The sequence below is a fragment of the Stenotrophomonas sp. ZAC14D1_NAIMI4_1 genome, assembly GCF_003086775.1.
Classification (GTDB): Bacteria; Pseudomonadota; Gammaproteobacteria; order Xanthomonadales; family Xanthomonadaceae; genus Stenotrophomonas.
In genome coordinates, this window is sequence record NZ_CP026001.1 from 3627809 (window position 1) to 3644396 (window position 16588).

At 65.3% G+C, this 16588-nt stretch carries 16 protein-coding genes and 1 tRNA gene; 4 read left to right on the top strand and 13 right to left on the bottom strand.

Annotated elements, in window-relative coordinates:
* Positions 1 to 3: 3 nt before the first annotated feature.
* Entirely contained in the window at positions 4 to 1935 is a 1932-nt protein-coding gene (locus C1927_RS16625; RefSeq protein ID WP_079222950.1) for a hypothetical protein, read from the bottom strand.
* Between the two features lie 77 nt (positions 1936 to 2012).
* Positions 2013 to 2447 carry a pilin gene (locus tag C1927_RS16630; protein WP_079222951.1) on the bottom strand — a complete coding sequence of 145 codons (435 nt, stop codon included), beginning with the start codon at positions 2445 to 2447 and terminating at the stop codon, positions 2013 to 2015.
* A 357-nt stretch (positions 2448 to 2804) separates the two neighbouring features.
* On the opposite strand from C1927_RS16630, the gene C1927_RS16635 reads away from it, so the two are divergent.
* Genes C1927_RS16635 through coaE form a run of 3 tightly spaced genes read left to right on the top strand, consistent with a single transcriptional unit; the run spans position 2805 to position 5553 of the window.
* Positions 2805 to 4061 (top strand): type II secretion system F family protein, encoded by a 1257-nt coding sequence (locus tag C1927_RS16635; RefSeq protein WP_079222952.1) that lies wholly within the window; start codon positions 2805 to 2807, stop codon positions 4059 to 4061.
* 6 nt (positions 4062 to 4067) lie between these two features.
* Complete coding sequence (locus tag C1927_RS16640) at positions 4068 to 4931, top strand: A24 family peptidase (RefSeq protein ID WP_108747255.1); 864 nt, start codon at positions 4068 to 4070, stop codon at positions 4929 to 4931.
* A gap of 10 nt (positions 4932 to 4941) precedes the next feature.
* On the top strand, positions 4942 to 5553 hold the full coding sequence (gene coaE / locus C1927_RS16645) for a dephospho-CoA kinase (protein WP_108747256.1): 612 nt from the start codon (positions 4942 to 4944) through the stop codon (positions 5551 to 5553).
* A 44-nt stretch (positions 5554 to 5597) separates the two neighbouring features.
* Here the strand turns inward: coaE and C1927_RS16650 are convergent, their stop codons facing one another.
* Complete coding sequence (locus C1927_RS16650; protein ID WP_159095372.1) at positions 5598 to 5900, bottom strand: hypothetical protein; 303 nt, start codon at positions 5898 to 5900, stop codon at positions 5598 to 5600.
* Positions 5901 to 6040: 140 nt separating this feature from the next.
* Entirely contained in the window at positions 6041 to 6610 is a 570-nt protein-coding gene (locus C1927_RS16655; RefSeq protein WP_159095373.1) for a hypothetical protein, read from the bottom strand.
* Between the two features lie 205 nt (positions 6611 to 6815).
* Between C1927_RS16655 and C1927_RS16660 the strand changes: the two genes are divergently transcribed.
* Positions 6816 to 7868 (top strand): AI-2E family transporter, encoded by a 1053-nt coding sequence (locus tag C1927_RS16660; protein ID WP_108747258.1) that lies wholly within the window; start codon positions 6816 to 6818, stop codon positions 7866 to 7868.
* Positions 7869 to 8043: 175 nt separating this feature from the next.
* Here C1927_RS16660 and C1927_RS16665 read toward each other — a convergent pair whose 3' ends face one another.
* The 9 genes from C1927_RS16665 to C1927_RS16705 form a co-directional block, all read right to left on the bottom strand.
* Positions 8044 to 8460 (bottom strand): hypothetical protein, encoded by a 417-nt coding sequence (locus tag C1927_RS16665; RefSeq protein WP_108747259.1) that lies wholly within the window; start codon positions 8458 to 8460, stop codon positions 8044 to 8046.
* 350 nt (positions 8461 to 8810) lie between these two features.
* Entirely contained in the window at positions 8811 to 10136 is a 1326-nt protein-coding gene (locus tag C1927_RS16670; protein WP_079222958.1) for a HAMP domain-containing sensor histidine kinase, read from the bottom strand.
* A 4-nt stretch (positions 10137 to 10140) separates the two neighbouring features.
* A complete protein-coding gene (locus tag C1927_RS16675) occupies positions 10141 to 10818 on the bottom strand; it encodes a response regulator transcription factor (protein WP_005410804.1) in 678 nt (225 codons plus the stop codon).
* 139 nt (positions 10819 to 10957) lie between these two features.
* On the bottom strand, positions 10958 to 11428 hold the full coding sequence (locus C1927_RS16680) for a hypothetical protein (RefSeq protein WP_254051497.1): 471 nt from the start codon (positions 11426 to 11428) through the stop codon (positions 10958 to 10960).
* 105 nt (positions 11429 to 11533) lie between these two features.
* Entirely contained in the window at positions 11534 to 12013 is a 480-nt protein-coding gene (locus C1927_RS16685; RefSeq protein WP_079222960.1) for a hypothetical protein, read from the bottom strand.
* A 257-nt stretch (positions 12014 to 12270) separates the two neighbouring features.
* Entirely contained in the window at positions 12271 to 13149 is an 879-nt protein-coding gene (rimK, locus tag C1927_RS16690) for a 30S ribosomal protein S6--L-glutamate ligase (protein WP_079222961.1), read from the bottom strand.
* 82 nt (positions 13150 to 13231) lie between these two features.
* On the bottom strand, positions 13232 to 14380 hold the full coding sequence (locus tag C1927_RS16695) for a hypothetical protein (RefSeq protein ID WP_108747261.1): 1149 nt from the start codon (positions 14378 to 14380) through the stop codon (positions 13232 to 13234).
* A 170-nt stretch (positions 14381 to 14550) separates the two neighbouring features.
* Positions 14551 to 14624 (bottom strand) — tRNA-Gly (locus C1927_RS16700).
* 104 nt (positions 14625 to 14728) lie between these two features.
* A complete protein-coding gene (locus C1927_RS16705) occupies positions 14729 to 16561 on the bottom strand; it encodes an autotransporter domain-containing protein (RefSeq protein ID WP_108747262.1) in 1833 nt (610 codons plus the stop codon).
* Positions 16562 to 16588 lie beyond the last annotated feature (27 nt).

Here is a 16588-nt window from a genome sequence, read left to right on the forward strand (position 1 = left end):
GTTCTAGTCCCCTTTTGCCTTTGTCTGCTGCTGCTCCGCCAGCCAATGCTCCAGGTGCTTGATGTCCGGATCATACGCATGGCGACTATTGGCCGCCGTGAGGATCCCCATCCCCTTGCGGCCTTCCTCCAAGCCAAGCAAGTTGGATGCCAACCCCATCCGCAGCAGCCAGAGCTGCGCGCCCGTGTCGTCGGGGGAGATACGCACCGCCTCCCGCAGGAGCTCCATGGCCAGCGGATAGTCCTTCATTGCGTTGAACGCGTAGTTGGCAAACACCAGCCTGATCCGCGACGAGTTGGGATTTGCGACCGTGGCTGCCGTCAGCAGGTCCAGCAGCACCCGCTCATCGACGGGGCGACAGCCCCCTTGCACGCGACAGGCGACCACTGCCTCGAGTGCACCGGACTCCTGCGGCCCCAGCGCCCGCCGGGAGATCTTCCGTTCAAGTGACGCCCACACCTGGGGCGACTGCGTCCGCCCCTGGTACGAGTGGAGAATGATCAATGCCTGCTCAGGCAAAGGAGATCCCCCCGGAAGCGCCGCTGCATGCTCGAACTCTTTCTCCGCCAATCCCCACGCGGGAGACCGCGGGGCATCCGGATTCAAGGCCAGCAGAGTGCGTCCGAGCTCGTAGCCCGCCCGAGGGGAATCCGGATTCCGGTTGGACAGCGTCAGTGCCAAGCGCATCGGGTCAGCCCAGGTCTGGACCTGCACCCATCCCATCCCAGCCACGAAGACCAGCAGCACCGACACAACCGTCACTGCGACGCCACGCGTGCATCGTGCCATCAGCGCACGCAGGGGCTGCACCCATGCCAGGGCGATACCGGCAAGCGCCAGGTAGTTGCGGTGCTCGAAGGCCAACTCCAGGGGCACGACATTGCTGGTCAGTGCATGGCTGACAAAGAACCAGGCGATACCCAGCGCGGTCAGCGGCCAGCGCTTGCGTACGGCCCAGCCGAAGCCCGCCAATGCCATCAGCAACAGCATCGGCACCATGAAGGCAGGCGCCAGCCAGGAAGTCGGCACGCCTACGTTGTCATAGTAGAACTTCAGCGACTCCGGCCAAGGCAGGATGATCTGCTGGAGATAATCGAGCAGGACACCTGGCTGTGAGAGAAGCCGGCCCGCCAGGCTGAAATCACGCGCGGAGTACCGCTCCGGCGACATCGCTCCCGGAAGGACGATAGCGAAGAACACAGCGGCTGCCGCCAGAATGCCCACTGCATACAAGGCAATCAGCGCGCGCGCGCGAGTTCCATCCGCGTTGCGGAAGCCGAGGACGAATACCTCCAGCACCAGCGCGTAGGCGGGAACAAGAATCGCGGTTTCCTTGAAGCCCAGCCCCAGCACGGTGCCCAGCACGACACCGCTCCACCACAGGACTGCCTTCCTTGAACGCGGCGTGCTGCTGCGTGCGTGGAGGTAGCAGTTCAGTGCGATGAGCACCCCCGTCGCCGCCCCCAGCTCCATGCGCTGCACGACGTAAAGCACGGTGGACGCCTGCAGCGGATGCACCATCCACGCCAGCGCCACGGCGAGCGCGATCAGGCGTACCTTCGCCACCGGAGCGGACAGTACCCGCCGCATCAACGCTGACGCCAAGGCGAACACCAGCAGCGAGTTCAGCAGGTGCACGGCCAGGCCCGTGGCCTTCATCGGCCACGTTGCCAGACCGGTGAAATAGTAGTTGAGACCGAAGCTGAGGAGCGCAAGCGGACGCCCCGCATCGCCCGTGATCCCTTCGGTCATGGCGGCCTTGATGGATCCAGCGTCCAATGAAACAAGACGCCAGTCCTCATCGTCTACCAGGTTGGGAAAGTCATCGAAGATGAAACCGCCTTTCAGGCCATTCCAATAGACGACCACTCCCACAAGCAACAGCAGCAGCAACGCTCCGAAGCGCAGAATCCGCTGGGCAGGCACACTTTGCATCGGATGGAACTCCCCTTCCAGATAAGAGAAAGGGCCGCAAGCGGCCCTTTCCCAGTACTGCAATGTCCTCTGCGCAATTAGCGGCAGGAAGACGGGCGGTACTTGGCGTCGATGGTGCCGGTGCTCTTGCAATCCCAGGTGATCGAGCCGCCGGCATCAGCCGGGGTCATGACGAAGGTCTTGCTGGCGATCTTCGAGCTGGCCGAGGAGGCGCCCTTCATGGTGGCGGTGATCACGCCATTGCCGCTCAGGCCGACGCTGAGGACGTACTTGCCGTTGATCGAAGCAGCCGGAGCGAGGCCAGCCTTGGCATTGGTGTCCGGGAAGGCACCCTTGTCAGCGTAGTACTCGGTGACAGCGGTCTTGGCGCCGCCGCTCAGGGTCATCGCTTCGGAGACCTGCGAGCGAGCGACATAGTCCTGGTAAGCCGGCAGAGCGATGGCGGCCAGGATCGCGATGATCGCGACGACGATCATCAGTTCGATGAGGGTGAAGCCCTTCTGGTTCTTCATTGTGTACATCCCCAAGATTGGTGGTGGTTGAGTTCAGTGCGCCTGAACGGTCCGGCTCCGAGCCGGCTGAGCGGTTCCTGCGCCCCGCGGGTGGATCAACGCAGGTTGCGTGCCAACCCCGGCACGCCCCCCCCTGGATTTCCCCGGCGCCAATAATGGCAGCAAATTGTTGTATGTGAAGCCCCCCGACCAGGAAATGCGACGAATCAGCCAATGTGACGCAATGCGTCACCTTTGGCCGGAACCCGGCACGATTCCGCAATTTGCCCCCCGCACAGCCTGCCCAGAAGGCCATGAACCGGCTAACATCGGAGCCAATGATGCCCGCCTGGGGATGGCGGGCCTTGGGGAGCCAACATGTCTGTCAGTCGCAGTGCGATAAAGAAAGAGCCCGTGGCGCGTAGCACCATGGAGCTTCAGCCGTTTGTCTGGGAGGGGACCGACAAGCGTGGCGTGAAGATGAAAGGGGAGCAGCTGGCGAAGAACGCCAATCTGCTGCGGGCCGAACTGCGCCGCCAGGGCATCAACCCCGGGCAGGTGAAGGTCAAGCCCAAGCCGATGTTCGGCGCCGCCGGCAAGGCGGTCAGCCCGAAGGACATCGCGTTTTTCAGCCGGCAGATGGCCACCATGATGAAGTCCGGCGTGCCGATCGTGTCGGCGCTGGAGATCATCGGCAGCGGCCACAAGAACCCGCGCATGAAGAAGATGGTGGATGGCATCCGCACGGATATCGAGGGCGGCTCCTCGCTCTACGAAGCCATCAGCAAGCATCCGGTGCAGTTCGACGAGCTCTACCGCAACCTTGTCAGGGCTGGCGAAGGCGCCGGCGTGCTGGAAACGGTGCTGGATACCGTCGCCAACTACAAGGAAAACATCGAGGCCCTGAAGGGCAAGATCAAGAAGGCGCTGTTCTATCCGGCCATGGTCATCGCCGTGGCACTGGCGGTCAGCTCCATCCTGCTGATCTGGGTCGTGCCCCAGTTCGAGGACGTGTTCCGCGGCTTCGGCGCCGATCTGCCAGCCTTCACCCAGCTGATCGTGAACATGTCCCGCTTCATGGTTTCATGGTGGTGGCTGATCCTGCTCGTGGTGATCGGTGCCCTCGTAGGGTTCACCATGGCCTACAAGCGCTCTCCGAAGATGCAGCACACGCTGGACCGGCTGGTGCTGAAGGTGCCGGTGATCGGGCAGATCATGAACAACAGTTCGATCGCCCGCTTCGCCCGTACCACGGCGGTGACCTTCAAGGCCGGTGTTCCGCTGGTTGAGGCACTGGGCATCGTGGCCGGCGCCACCGGCAACAAGGTCTACGAGGAAGCCGTGCTGCGCATGCGCGACGACGTCTCCGTCGGCTACCCGGTCAACATGGCCATGAAGCAGCAGAACCTGTTCCCGCACATGGTCATCCAGATGACCGGCATCGGCGAGGAGGCGGGTGCCCTGGACACCATGCTGTTCAAGGTAGCCGAGTATTATGAGCAGGAGGTCAACAATGCCGTTGACGCACTGAGCAGCCTGCTGGAACCGATGATCATGATCTTCATCGGCGTCATCGTGGGTGGCCTCGTCATCGGTATGTACCTCCCAATCTTCAAACTTGCTTCCGTGGTCTAACCTTACATGGCATTTCTCGACCAGCATCCCGGCCTCGGCTACCCCGCCGCGGCCGCCCTGGGCCTGCTAATCGGCAGTTTCCTCAACGTGGTCATCCTGCGCCTGCCCAGGCGGATGATGTGGGAGTGGAAGCGCGAGGCGCGTGAGGTCCTGGAGCAGCCGGACATCTACGACCCGCCTCCACCCGGCATCGTGGTCGAGCCGTCGCACTGCCCGCACTGCAAGCACAAGCTGTCCTGGTACGAAAACATCCCGCTGTTCAGCTGGATCATCCAGGGCGGCAAGTGCCGCCACTGCAAGGCGCCCATTTCCATCCAGTACCCACTGGTGGAGGCGCTGACCGCAGTGTTGGTGCTGGCCTGCGTCTGGCAGTTCGGCTTCGGCTGGCAGGGCTTCGGCGCCATCGTGCTGACCTGTTTCCTGATCGCCTTGTCGGGTATCGACCTGCGCACGCAGTACCTGCCGGACCAGGTCACCCTGCCATTGATGTGGCTGGGCCTAGTCGGGAGCATGGACAACCTGTACATGCCAGCCAAGCCCGCCCTGATCGGTGCCGCTGCCGGCTTCCTCGTGCTGTGGGTCGTGGCCAAGGCTTACAAGCTGGTGACCAACCGCGACGGCATGGGCGGCGGCGATGCCAAGCTGCTCGCGGCACTGGGCGCCTGGTGCGGGCTGAAGGGCATCCTGCCCATCATCCTGCTGTCGTCCGTGCTGGGCGCCATCATCGGCTCGATCTGGCTGTACACCCGCGGCCGCGACAAGGCCACGCCGATCCCCTTCGGCCCCTATCTGGCGTTGGCTGGCTGGGTGTACTTCATGTGGGGCGAGCCGGTGGTGAACCAGTACCTGGTCATGAGCGGGCTGCGCTGACGCTGCCGTCATGAGCCGCTACGTGGTCGGCCTGACCGGCGGCATCGCCGCCGGCAAGAGCGAGGTGACCCGGCGCTTCGAGGCGCTGGGGATCGTGGTCGCCGACGCGGATCTGGCCGCGCGTGCGGTAGTCGCTGCCGGCAGTCCGGCGCTGGCCATGATCGCCGAGCGCTTCGGCGCCACCATGCTGCTGCCCGATGGCAGCCTGGACCGGGCCCGCCTGCGGGCCCACGTGTTCGCCGACCCCGCCGAACGGGTGGCCCTTGAGGCAATCACCCATCCCGCGATTCGCCGCCTGATGCAGCAGCAGTGCGAACAGGCGGCCAGCCCCTATGCGCTGGCCGCCATTCCCTTGCTGACCGAGGTCGGCGGCCGCCAGGCCTACCCTTGGCTGGACCGCATCCTGCTGGTTGATGCGCCCGAGGCCGTGCAGCACGCGCGATTGATGCAGCGCGACGGCATCGATGCTGCACTGGCGGACCGGATGATTGCCGCCCAGGCCAGCCGCGCACAGCGCCAGGCCCTGGCCGATGACGTGGTGGTCAATGATGGCCACCCGGAAGACCTGCAGGCGCAGGTCGAAGCCCTGCATACGCGGTATCTCGAACTGGCTGCGCCGTAGCGGGCTGTACTGCCTGCTCCTGGAAGAACGACTGGGATCAGCCCTCATTTCCTGGATTTCTTCTTTTTGACTCCACGCTGGTGCCCGTCAAGCAACCCATGACGCATTGCGATATGCACCAGCATTGCAGCCGAGGCGAAAAACAACAGCGCGATGACAAGCTCCTGCGTCGAGTGACTGAAATACTTCAGGAGCGAGAAAACAACCCCGCAGTGGCCCTTACAGCGCACAGCCCCCTCGTTGAGCCCAATCCCCAATGTCGCAGCCCCCATGGCTGCCGACAGAAGGGCAAATACCATTGCCGGAATGAAAATCACCGGACGCCACGTCCGCCGCGATCTGGACACTTCCACCTCCTTGGGAGATATGTTCTACATGACGCCCGCGCGGCCGGGGCACTCACGCTGGACCGAAAATCACCCAAGGCGCAGCCAGAGTGCAGCGGCAATGCTCGATCACAGCGCAACAATACGAGCCTGAGCAGGAATCACCGGGAGCTCGTTTCAAGGCACAAGGCCCTTTCGAGATCCTCATCATGGAAGCTGTTCCAGAAATATCGCCGCTTTCCATCCAGGCCGACCAGCACAAGCTCATACGCACTCATACCCTCCGCGCCCAAACGGCGGGAAATGCCGCACCTGTAATAAAATTCAGCATCAGGCGGCAAACTGGCCCCGAAGCCGATTGAACTCCGGATCATCGGAACGATACTTCCCTCCGCCTTCTTCAGCCCGCCATCACGAATCCAGGCAAGCGGATCCTTCGCATTGTAGGAAATGTAGTATTCCCCGGATTCCACATCCGACCGGATATCGATCAGCGTGGCATCCTCGGGCACTGCCGCAGCGCGCACCACGGAAAGATCCCCTTCACTTGCAATCTGCGAGAGGGAATCATAGGTCCGTGCGCCGTGATCGCAGCCAGCAAGACCCGCCAGAAATGCCAACGCTACGACACGTGATCTGATCATCATCCAAATAGCATCGCGCTCAGGGATATTGGTTTCCGGGCCATGACGACAGGGCGCACAGCTTCCTGACTTCATCAGGCTACGCACACACTGCCTCATCGACAATCAGCAGCGCTCGAAAGGGCGGTGACGCTCACACATTATCTGCCATACCAGAGATCGCCCTGACAATCGCCTTCCGGACAGCCGTGCCGCGTACGCGACAACGGTAATCCGACAGACACACACCGTCTTCTCACGCCTCCCGCTATGGTCCTGCGCCTGTCATTGCGCCTGCCTGTGAGATCACCCCGTGCCCACCGCCTCTCTTCGTTCCTATACCGCCCGCGTGGTGGTGACCCTGGCGCTGGTCGCCCTCGGCCTGCTGCTGTGGCAACTGTCGCAACTGGTGCTGCTGATCTTCGGCGCCGTGGTCGTGGCCGCGCTGCTGCGGACGATCGTCGGCGCGGTGCTTCGTTGCACGCCGCTGTCGGAAGGTTGGGCACTGGGCCTGACCGTGCTGCTGCTGATGGTGCTGTTTGCGCTGGCAATGTGGCTGTTCGGGTCGCAGCTGAGTGCGCAGATGGCCACCCTGCGACAGACGCTGCCGGCCGCATGGGAGAACTTCCAGACGTGGCTGGCGGACAGCCCCATCGGGCCCACGGTCCATGAGCTGACCCAGAACGCACAGTCCAGCGTATCGACGATGGCGGCCCGCGCCGGGTCACTGGCGATGTCGGCCACCGGGGGTGTGGCGGACCTGTTCCTTGTGCTGATCGGCGGCATCTATCTGGCCGCGCAACCGACGCTGTACCGCACGGGCCTGCTGAAGCTGCTGCCGACGCGGCAGCGTCCGGCCGTGGACGACGCACTCCACGCCAGCGGCAATGCACTGAAGGCCTGGCTGGGCGGCCAGCTGCTGGCCATGGCGGTCGTCGGCCTGCTGACCGGGCTGGGCCTGTGGGCACTGGGCGTGCCGGTCGCCTTCGGGCTGGGCATCATCACTGCACTGCTGGATTTCGTACCGATCGTCGGCCCCATCCTCGCGGCGGTTCCGGCCATCCTGCTGGCCTTCACCGTCAGCCCGGAGATTGCCCTGGCCACGGTGGCACTGTTCGTGGTGGTGCAGCAGATGGAGGGACATCTGCTGCAGCCGCTTATCCAGCAGCGTGCGGTTGATCTTCCCCCTGCCCTGCTGCTGTTCTCCCTGTTCGGCATCGGCTCGCTGCTGGGCCCGGCCGGCGTGCTGCTGGCGGCGCCGCTGACGGTGGTGCTGTATGTGCTGGTCAAGCGGCTCTATGTCGTCGAAGCGCTCGGCACAGCGACGCCGATTCCAGGCGAGCCCGCGGCCACGAAGGCCCGGTAGATCCACGCCATGCGTGGATGGCCCAGTAGATCCACGCCATGCGTGGATGACCTAGTAGATCCACGCCATGCGTGGATGAGAGCATCGGCAGTGCGGACCAACGGTCCGCACCCACCGTCCACCGGGCTCGATTCCCGGTGCAGCGCCGGGCCGATGCTCGGGCATGGGCTCAGCTCTACTGCAGCGTCGCAGCTCCCCGCATGCGCTCGGCCTGCAGCTGCTGCTGCACATGGCGGGTCAGCTCACGCGCGGCCACCATCAGGCCTTCCATCGTCTCTGATGGCACGGCCTGCAGCGGGCCGCCACGCGTCCGCGCGATGTGCGCAGCATGCATGAGCCGGGTCAGCGTGCTGATACCGGACACGGTACGCCTCAGGCCCGCCATCGTGCCGGTCTGCGGCTCGCTGAGCCCGGCGCGCTGGGCGGCCTGGCTGGTTGCAGCGTCGGCTTCCATCCTTTCCTGCAGGACGTTCATCAGGTCACCAGGTTCCTTGAGGACGGCTTCGACGCGTTCGGCGACCTCCGCAGACAGAAGGTCGATCGAATCGCCGACCAGCTGGTGCAGGTTCGGGTAACGGGTGCGATGGGACATGGCCGGGCTCCGTGCAGGTGGTAGGCCATCTGGCCAGCTGCGCGGGGCGATGTCAGCAGGCAAATGCGTCAAAGCGCTCTGCGGCAAGGGAATGGATGGACGTCCACCGTCAGAAGCAAGACCCAGACACGCCGGTTACGACAGTAGATCCACGCCATGCGTGGATGAGGATGCCTGCGGTGCGGACCAACGGTCCGCACCCACCATCACCGGACTTAACCTCGGTGCGGACCAACGGTCCGCACCCACCACTCACCGCACCCACCATCACCGGACTCATCCGCCGTGCGGGCCAACGGTCCGCACCCACCGCCAGCAGGCTTCAGTAGATCCACGCCATGCGTGGATGATCAGAGCGGTTTGGGCGAGAACGTCAGGGTCGCGATCACGCCGCGGTCGCCACCGGGGCGCACGCTCACCTGCCAGCCGTACAGGTCGCACAGGCGGCTGACGATCGACAGGCCGATGCCGCCGCCCTGCGAGTGGCCGGCATGGGTACCGCGATAGCCGCGCTGGAACAGCTTGGCCGCATCTTCTTCACTCAGGCCAGGGCCACTGTCGGTCACCGAGACCGCATTGCTGCTGACGTGCACGCGCACGCTGCCATCCTGCGAATACTTCACGGCGTTGCCGATGAGGTTGCCCAGCGCCACCGACAACGCGGCTTCGGGCGCATCGATCACCAGGTCGCGCTCGCCTTCCAGCACCAGCTCCAGCGGCTTGCCACCGAGCTGGGCGCGGTGGGCGTCCAACAGCTGATCGGCCACGCGCGCGACATTGCTGGTGCCCTGCCCGCGCTCGTTGCGCGACAGCAGCAGCAAGGCGCCGATCAGGTCGCTGCACTGTTGTTCGGCACGCTGGATGCGCTGCAGTCGCTGCAACACCTTCTCGTCCAGGCCGGGGCGGGTCAGCAGCAGCTCGGTCGCGCCACGGATGACCGCCAGCGGTGTACGCAGCTCGTGGCTGACATCGGCATTGAATTCGCGATCGCGCTGCACGACCTCGGTAAGGCGCGAGGAATAGTCATCCAGCGCCTGCGCCAGCTGGCCCACCTCGTCATCCGGGAAGCGCGGCGCCAGGGGCTCGGGATCGCTGGTGCCTCCACGGTAGGCACGCAGCCGTGCGGCCAGGTCGGACACCGGCTTCATCACCTTCGATGCTGACCACCAGCCCAGCACCAGCGACAGCAGGCTGAACACCAGTACCGACAACACCAGCGCGCGGTTGAGCTGCTGCCCGCCGCGCACGCTGTCGGTCATGTCATAGGCGAGGAAGAACCAGGCGTCAGGGGTCTTGCGCACGGCCAACTTGTACGAATACTGCTCGCCATGCTCGTCACCGGTGACCGTGTGGATGCCATCGGGGAACGCTGCCCACTGCGCGCGCTCTTCCCTGACCCTCTCGAACTTGTCTTTCGGGTAGGCGAATGCGCGGATCTGCTGCACCGGGAGATCGGGGCTGCGCAGAGGGTCTTCGTAGTAACGCCGCGCGTACTCGTTGATGTTGCGGTTCATCACGTCTTCGACCAGCTGGGTTTCCACGCGCATGCGGGCCCAGTTGGTGGCGAACGCGAAGAGTGTCGTCAGGCAGAAGCCCAACAACACGAACGAGACGATGATGCGACTGCGCAGGCGCCGCCGGTAAGGCGTGCGCCGACGCTCCCCCCTGGTTGCCACCGGATCAGGCTTCCGGGGTGGCGATGCGGTATCCGATGCCATGGCGGGTCTGGATCAGCGGCACTTCAAACGGCTTGTCGACCACCGCGCGCAGGCCGTGGATGTGCACACGCAGGGAATCCGAATCCGGCAGCTCCTCGCCCCAGACGCGGGTTTCCAGTTCCTGGCGGGTGACCACCGCCGGAGCGGCCTCCATCAGCGCCTGCAGGATCTTCAACGCGGTCGGGTTGAGCTGCAGCAGCTTGCCCTGGCGGCGGACTTCCAGCGTGTCCAGGTTGTATTCCAGATCGCCGGTTTCCAGCACGCGGGTCTGCACGCCCTTGCCGCGGCGCGACAGGGCGTTGAGGCGGACTTCCACTTCCTGCAGCGCGAACGGCTTGATGAGGTAGTCATCGGCGCCGGAATCAAAACCGGCCAGCTTGTTGTCCAGCGAATCACGCGCGGTCAGCATCAGCACCGGGGTCTGCTTGCGGGCTTCATTGCGAAGCTTGCGGCAGACTTCGATGCCGTCCATGCCAGGCAGGTTGAGATCCAGCACGATCGCGTCGAACTCGTGCACCACGGCAAGATGCAGGCCGGTGACCCCGTCAGCAGCGAAGTCCACCGTGTGGCCCCGATCCTCGAGGTAATCGCCAAGATTGGCTGCGATGTCGCTGTTGTCTTCGATTACGAGAATACGCACTGGGACCTCTGATTCAGTAAGGGTCGTCGGGGGATGCCGACCCGCTCAGGATGCAACCGAGCGGGTGGACGCCACGTCTACCCGCTGAACGATACAGGTTCCATTCTTAACATTTCGTACGGGACACGGGACCGGCTGATCAGCGCCTCAGGTTGCCCATCCGGTTGCTGTCTTCGAACGACCTGCGGCTGGCCTCGTCAATCCGGCGCCGCTGGGCCGCCGTGGTGCACACGCGCTTGGCCATGTTGCTGCCGACGGTGCGCTCGCGACTGCAGACCATCCGGCTGTCGGACCAGGCCCGGGCCAGGATGGTGTTGACCACGTCCTGGTCCTTGAGGACCTCGGCGCGGACCTGCGGGTCGAGCTGGTCCACCCGCTCCTGGTCGCCCAGCCGGGTCTGGATGCGGCCCAGCGCCTGCTGCAGGTTGGTCTTGTCTTCCCTGGCGATCTCGCTGTAATCCTCGGAATCGATCGCTTTTTCAATGGCGCTCACCTGCGCGGCAACCGGCAGGTTCGCATCCAGCTTCACTTCAGCATCCTTGTCGGGTTTGGCCTGGGCGGTGGCCGCCAGCGTCACTCCAATGCAGAACACCAGGCCAAGCGAGGTCATGCGGCGCATAGTTTCCCTTGTTATCGTCCATGAAGAATCACCCACTCTACGGAGCTGCCGGTGTACCTACAAGGGACGACCGGCAGGGGGCCCAACGGCCGTCCGTCAGCGCCCGGCGGGGGGCGGCGAGAGGGTCTTGTAGCTGCGCTCGTCGTTGAGCAGCGCCTTGCCCTTCTCCTCGATCCGCCGGCGCTCGGCCACGGTCAGGCAGCGGCTCTTGGGCATGTTGCTGCCGGTGGTACGGGTGTGCTGGCAGACCTGCCGGCTGTCGGCGTGGGCGCGGGTAAGGATGGTGTTGATCCGCTCCTGGTCGTTGAAGACCTCGTTCTGTACCGTCGCGGGCAGTTCCTGCACCGTCTGGCGGTCACCCATCCGCTGGGTGATGCGGGCCAGCGACTGCCGCACCTGCGCACGGTCATCCGTTGAAATTTCGGCGTACTCGCCGTTGTCCAGCGCCTTTTCGACCTGGCGCACCTGGTCGGCTACCGGCGCCTGCCGGTCCATCTGCACGACGGGCTTTTCCGACCCGGCCTGTGCGGCTGCGGACAGCCCCAGCAACATTGCAAACACGGTGATGCGGTACATCGCCAGCCTCCCGATCCATCCCGGAACGAAGGCCCAACTCTACGAGCCGCCCTGCGCCACCACAAGGGACCTTTGGCAGGAACCGGACGGGCATAAAAAAGACCCAGGCGGTCTACCCGCCTGGGCCTGAAGTCGTATCCCGATTACCGATCCTGCTGAGAGGCAGAGCTGCGGTTCGCTGAAGCCTACGCCGGCCCCGATTAAAGCCTTGTTAAACCCGGCCGACAATCTTCAGGAAAATTACAAGCCACTGATAATCAAGGCTTTTTAATCTTCTCGACGTGGGCAATGATGCGTGAGGCCACGTCCACCTGGCAGGCCGCTTCGATGCCTTCCAGGCCCGGCGTGGAGTTCACCTCCAGCACCAGCGGGCCGCGCTCGGAGCGGATCAGGTCGACCCCGCAGACCGACAGGCCCAAGGCCTTGGCCGAGCGCACCGCCACCTGCTGTTCAGCCCGGCTGGCCTTGGCCGCCACCGCCGTGCCACCGGCATGCAGGTTGGAACGGAAGTCGCCCTCCGGAGCCTGCCGCTGCATCGAGGCCACCACCTGGTCGCCGACGACGAAGCAGCGCAGGTCCGCGCCCTTCGCCTCGCCGATGAATTCCTGCATGAGGAAGTTGGCATACAGGCCGCGCAGGGCTTCGACGATGCCGCGCGAGGCGCTGGCCTTCTCGGTGAGGATGACCCCGCGGCCCTGCGTGCCCTCGTTGAGTTTCACCACGTGCGGCGGCGGGCCAAGCATGGAGAGCAGGTCGACCGTATCGTCCGGGTTGTCGCCGAACACCGTGACCGGCATGTCGATGCCCTTGGCCGCCAGCAGCTGGTGCGCGCGCAGCTTGTCGCGCGAGCGCAGGATCGCGTCGGACGGATTGGGCGTCCGCGCACCCATCAGCTCGAACTGGCGCAGCACGGCGGTGCCGTAGCGGGTGATCGAGGCGCCAATGCGCGGGATGACCATGTCCACGCCGGTCATCGGCCGGCCCTTGTAGTGCATGGAAAAGCCATCGGCGGCAATGCGCATGTAGCAGCGCAGCGGGTCGAGGATGCGGACGGTATGGCCGCGCGCGCGCGCAGCCTCGACCAGCCGGCGGGTGGAGTACAGCGAGCTGTTGCGGGACAGGATGGCGAGCTTCATCGCGGCGACAGTGGACGGCAGGCGCGCAGCATAGCGCGAGCGTGTGGCGGCAGGATGATGCTCCGCGACGTGCTGCCGCAGATCAGGGAAGGCGCAGCGTGAAGCGTCCGTCGCGGACCCGCAGGACCAGCCCGGTTTGCCGCCACTCCACGGGCAGTTCCAGTGCCGTGTGCGGCGTGGGGATCCGTTTGATGGCATCGGCCACCCAGTGATCTTCATGGGCTTCGCCGTGAAGCGTGCCGTCATCACTCACCTCGATCACATTGATCCAGGCCACGCTGCTGGCCTTGCCACGACCGCCCACGGCATGGCCGGCGATGGCCTGCCAACGCCCCCGCCAGTAAATGAGCCACACGCTCTGGTGGGGACGCAGATCCGCATCGATCACGCTGCCCGCCACCACCACGCATCGTCCCGACGGGCTGGCGATCACCGTCTCCAGACCGCACACATGGCGGCCCGTGGCCTCACCGTCGATGTGAAGCGAGTACGGACAGAGTTGCGTGAACAGGGCCGGATGCGCGGTCAGGCGCAGATCCTCGGGAAGCATGGGAATGGCCTGCAGGACCCGGGTGTCGGGCAGGACATGGCGAAGCGCCCTCGGCACGCCTGCAGCCAGCGCCGGGTGCCCCTCCGCCAGCCATAGCCCTCGACAGGGATGCAGCTGGATCAGGCGGCAAGGCAGGCTGCGCAGCCACGATGCCGCCGCCACATCGCCATCGGATTGCCGACGGGCACCCAGTTCCTGCGCGAGCACGCTTGGAGCGACGGCCAGCAGATGCACCACCTTGTGCTGCTCGTCGTAGACGATCACCCCCTCGTTCCGGTCGACAGAGCCGGTGGCCAGGCGCAGCGCGCTGCCCGGCAGCGACGTCCATCCACAGCTGGCCTCGTTGCTGCCGAGGATGGCTACCCCTTCGACGATGGCGCCATCGCGCAGCATCTGGACGCTGTAGACGGGCCCGCCCATGCCCACTTCAGCCGATTCCAGCAGCACGTCATGCGTGGGGGGACGCTCGGCCAGGCGCCCTGGCAACTCCGAACGCAGCCGTGCGCCGCCGACGGCATCACCGGTCAGGTCAAGGCGCTGCAGCACGACTCCCAGCGCAACGCACACGGCAAGGCCGACCACGACGCCCAACGGTGACCACCAGGCGACGCAGATGGCCACCCATGCCAGCAACGGCAACCATTGGGCAAAGCGACGGAGCGTGGTTCGATCAGCAGTCATCCGGGCATCGCATCGGCATCCGTGCACCATTCAAGCGTTCAACACGGCCCCAGGCAATGGGCCCGGACACGGTTGATTCGGCACAGGATAATCGCGAAGCGCAGGCCTGTTCGAGGCGTTCACCGATCATCACGACCGGGATCCATGCGCGGAAGAACCACTGGGAGACATGGAGCGGGCGAAGGGAATCGAACCCTCGTCAGTAGCTTGGGAAGCTACAGCTCTACCATTGAGCTACGCCCGCATTGCAGGGTGAAAGTCTATGCGGACCGGCCGGTGTTGCGCAATGCCGGCGGCAACGGGGTCGGAGCCCTTTCCGGGTGGAAAGGGATCCGACCCCGCCCTGGATCAGAAGCTGCCGCTGAAGTTGGCGAACAGCGTGGCGTCCTGCGCACGCTTCTGCAGGGTGGTGGCGCTCAGGCCGATGTTGCTCTGCAGGCCGAACAGCTCCATACGCGCGCCGAAGATGGCGGTTGCATAGTTCTTGTCGAAGTCCATGCCCGGCACGCGGTACATGCCCACGTCCGGCAGGCTCTGCACCCATGCGCTGGCCTGCTTGGTGTCCTCGAACTCGTGGTCGTAGGTCACCTGCACGTACGGCTTGACGCTGCCGCCATCGAAGCGGGCCTGCCAGCCGATGCGGCCCACGGTGGAATCGACGTCCTGCTTGCCGTAGCCCAGCGCGGTGGCCAGGGTGTTGGCATCGGCGGTTTCGGTGTAGCCGTCGATCTTCACCTTCTGCCAGATCACCGAGGCGATCGGGCCGTGGCGGAAGCCGCCTTCGGTGCCGAACTCGTAACCGGCGTTCAGGGCTGCGGTCAGGTTGCTGCCGTCCGGCGAGCCGCCGTGTTCACGGGTGGCCGGGCCGAGCTGGACCTTGCGGTTCACGTCATAGGACAGCCAGGTGTAGCTGACCTGGCCGTTGACCCAGATGCGGTCGCCGTACCAGCCCGCGAACAGGCCGGCGGTGGTGTCCTTCTGGGTGAAGTCGCCACGGCTGTTGCCGAAGTCGGCGTTCATGCGGCCGAAACCGGCGAAGCCGCCGACGACCATGCCGTCGCGTGCCCAGTCGACACCGAACAGGCCGGCCGGGGCCAGGCCGTCATACACGTCGGCGTGGTCGTAGCGCTGCATGTCGCCGCGCACGCCGCCCCACCAGGACATGCCGTCGGCCGGACGGCCGGCCTGGTGCAGGCTGACCTGGTCGGCGCGCGAACGGCCGATGGTCTGCGCCGAGTGGGTCAGGATCTGCTGCAGGCGCGGGCCTTCCAGGATCGAGATGGCGTACTGGCCCAGCATCTGGTGCGCGGCCGAGGTCGGGTGCACGTCATCGGCGAACAGGTAGGTGCTGGCTGCGTCCGGGCGCACATAGGCCAGCGGGCTGCAGGTCAGCGACGAAGCCACCAGGCAGGCGCGGCCGGTGACGTTGCTGAAGCCGTACATGCCCGGGTTGGCGATGATTTCGCGGAGCAGGGTGTAGGTATCGAGCGGGATGAACTCGATGCCGGCCTGCTTCAGGCCACCGTACAGGGCGTTGTTGTAGGCGGTGGACAGGGCGGTGCCCTGCGCCTGGCCGGCGGCGCCGCGGTCGATGAAGCCCGGGGTGATGCCCACGTCAGGCAGGTTGGGCACCATCACGTACTGCGCACCGGCCTGCTTCAGGCCGGCCACGATGCCGACCTGGGTGGTGACCGCCGCGCCGATGACGGCCGGCGCCTGGGCCGGGGCGGTGATCGAGAACAGGTCGTTGGCGCCGCCCCACACGGTGTACAGGGCGTTCGGGTCGGCCTTGCCACCGTTGGCGGCCAGATACCTGGCCATCTGCGTCTTCAGCGAGGGCACGGCCACGTTGCCGAGCGCCGGCTGGGTCAGGTCGACGCCCACGCGGGCGCCACCGACGGCGTAGTTGTCACCGGTCTGGCCATTGCCGTTGGGGCTGGCGTTGGTGCCGTAGTAATCGGCCACGAACTGCGACCACTCCCAGCCCGGGTTGGTGGTGAACTGGCCGGTGACCGGGCGCACGTCCGCCGGCAGCAGCGGGCGGAAGTAGCCGCTGTCGGTCAGGCTGTCGCCGAAGAACACGGTGCGGGTGAACGGGGATTCGCCTGCCATGGCCGGCAGCGCGGCGAGCGCGATCGCGGCCGCCATCAGGGAGCGGATCGGGCGTTTGCTGAGCAGCATGTAGAACTCCTGGGGGGAAATGTTGGG

Coding starts and splice junctions, on each gene's coding strand:
- C1927_RS16625 (WP_079222950.1), bottom strand. CDS start 1,935: ATGCAAAGTGTGCCTGCCCAGCGGATTCTGCGCTTCGGAGCGTTGCTG.
- C1927_RS16630 (WP_079222951.1), bottom strand. CDS start 2,447: ATGAAGAACCAGAAGGGCTTCACCCTCATCGAACTGATGATCGTCGTC.
- C1927_RS16635 (WP_079222952.1), top strand. CDS start 2,805: ATGTCTGTCAGTCGCAGTGCGATAAAGAAAGAGCCCGTGGCGCGTAGC.
- C1927_RS16640 (WP_108747255.1), top strand. CDS start 4,068: ATGGCATTTCTCGACCAGCATCCCGGCCTCGGCTACCCCGCCGCGGCC.
- coaE (WP_108747256.1), top strand. CDS start 4,942: ATGAGCCGCTACGTGGTCGGCCTGACCGGCGGCATCGCCGCCGGCAAG.
- C1927_RS16665 (WP_108747259.1), bottom strand. CDS start 8,460: ATGTCCCATCGCACCCGTTACCCGAACCTGCACCAGCTGGTCGGCGAT.
- C1927_RS16680 (WP_254051497.1), bottom strand. CDS start 11,428: ATGACCTCGCTTGGCCTGGTGTTCTGCATTGGAGTGACGCTGGCGGCC.
- C1927_RS16685 (WP_079222960.1), bottom strand. CDS start 12,013: ATGTACCGCATCACCGTGTTTGCAATGTTGCTGGGGCTGTCCGCAGCC.
- rimK (WP_079222961.1), bottom strand. CDS start 13,149: ATGAAGCTCGCCATCCTGTCCCGCAACAGCTCGCTGTACTCCACCCGC.
- C1927_RS16695 (WP_108747261.1), bottom strand. CDS start 14,380: ATGACTGCTGATCGAACCACGCTCCGTCGCTTTGCCCAATGGTTGCCG.
- C1927_RS16705 (WP_108747262.1), bottom strand. CDS start 16,561: ATGCTGCTCAGCAAACGCCCGATCCGCTCCCTGATGGCGGCCGCGATC.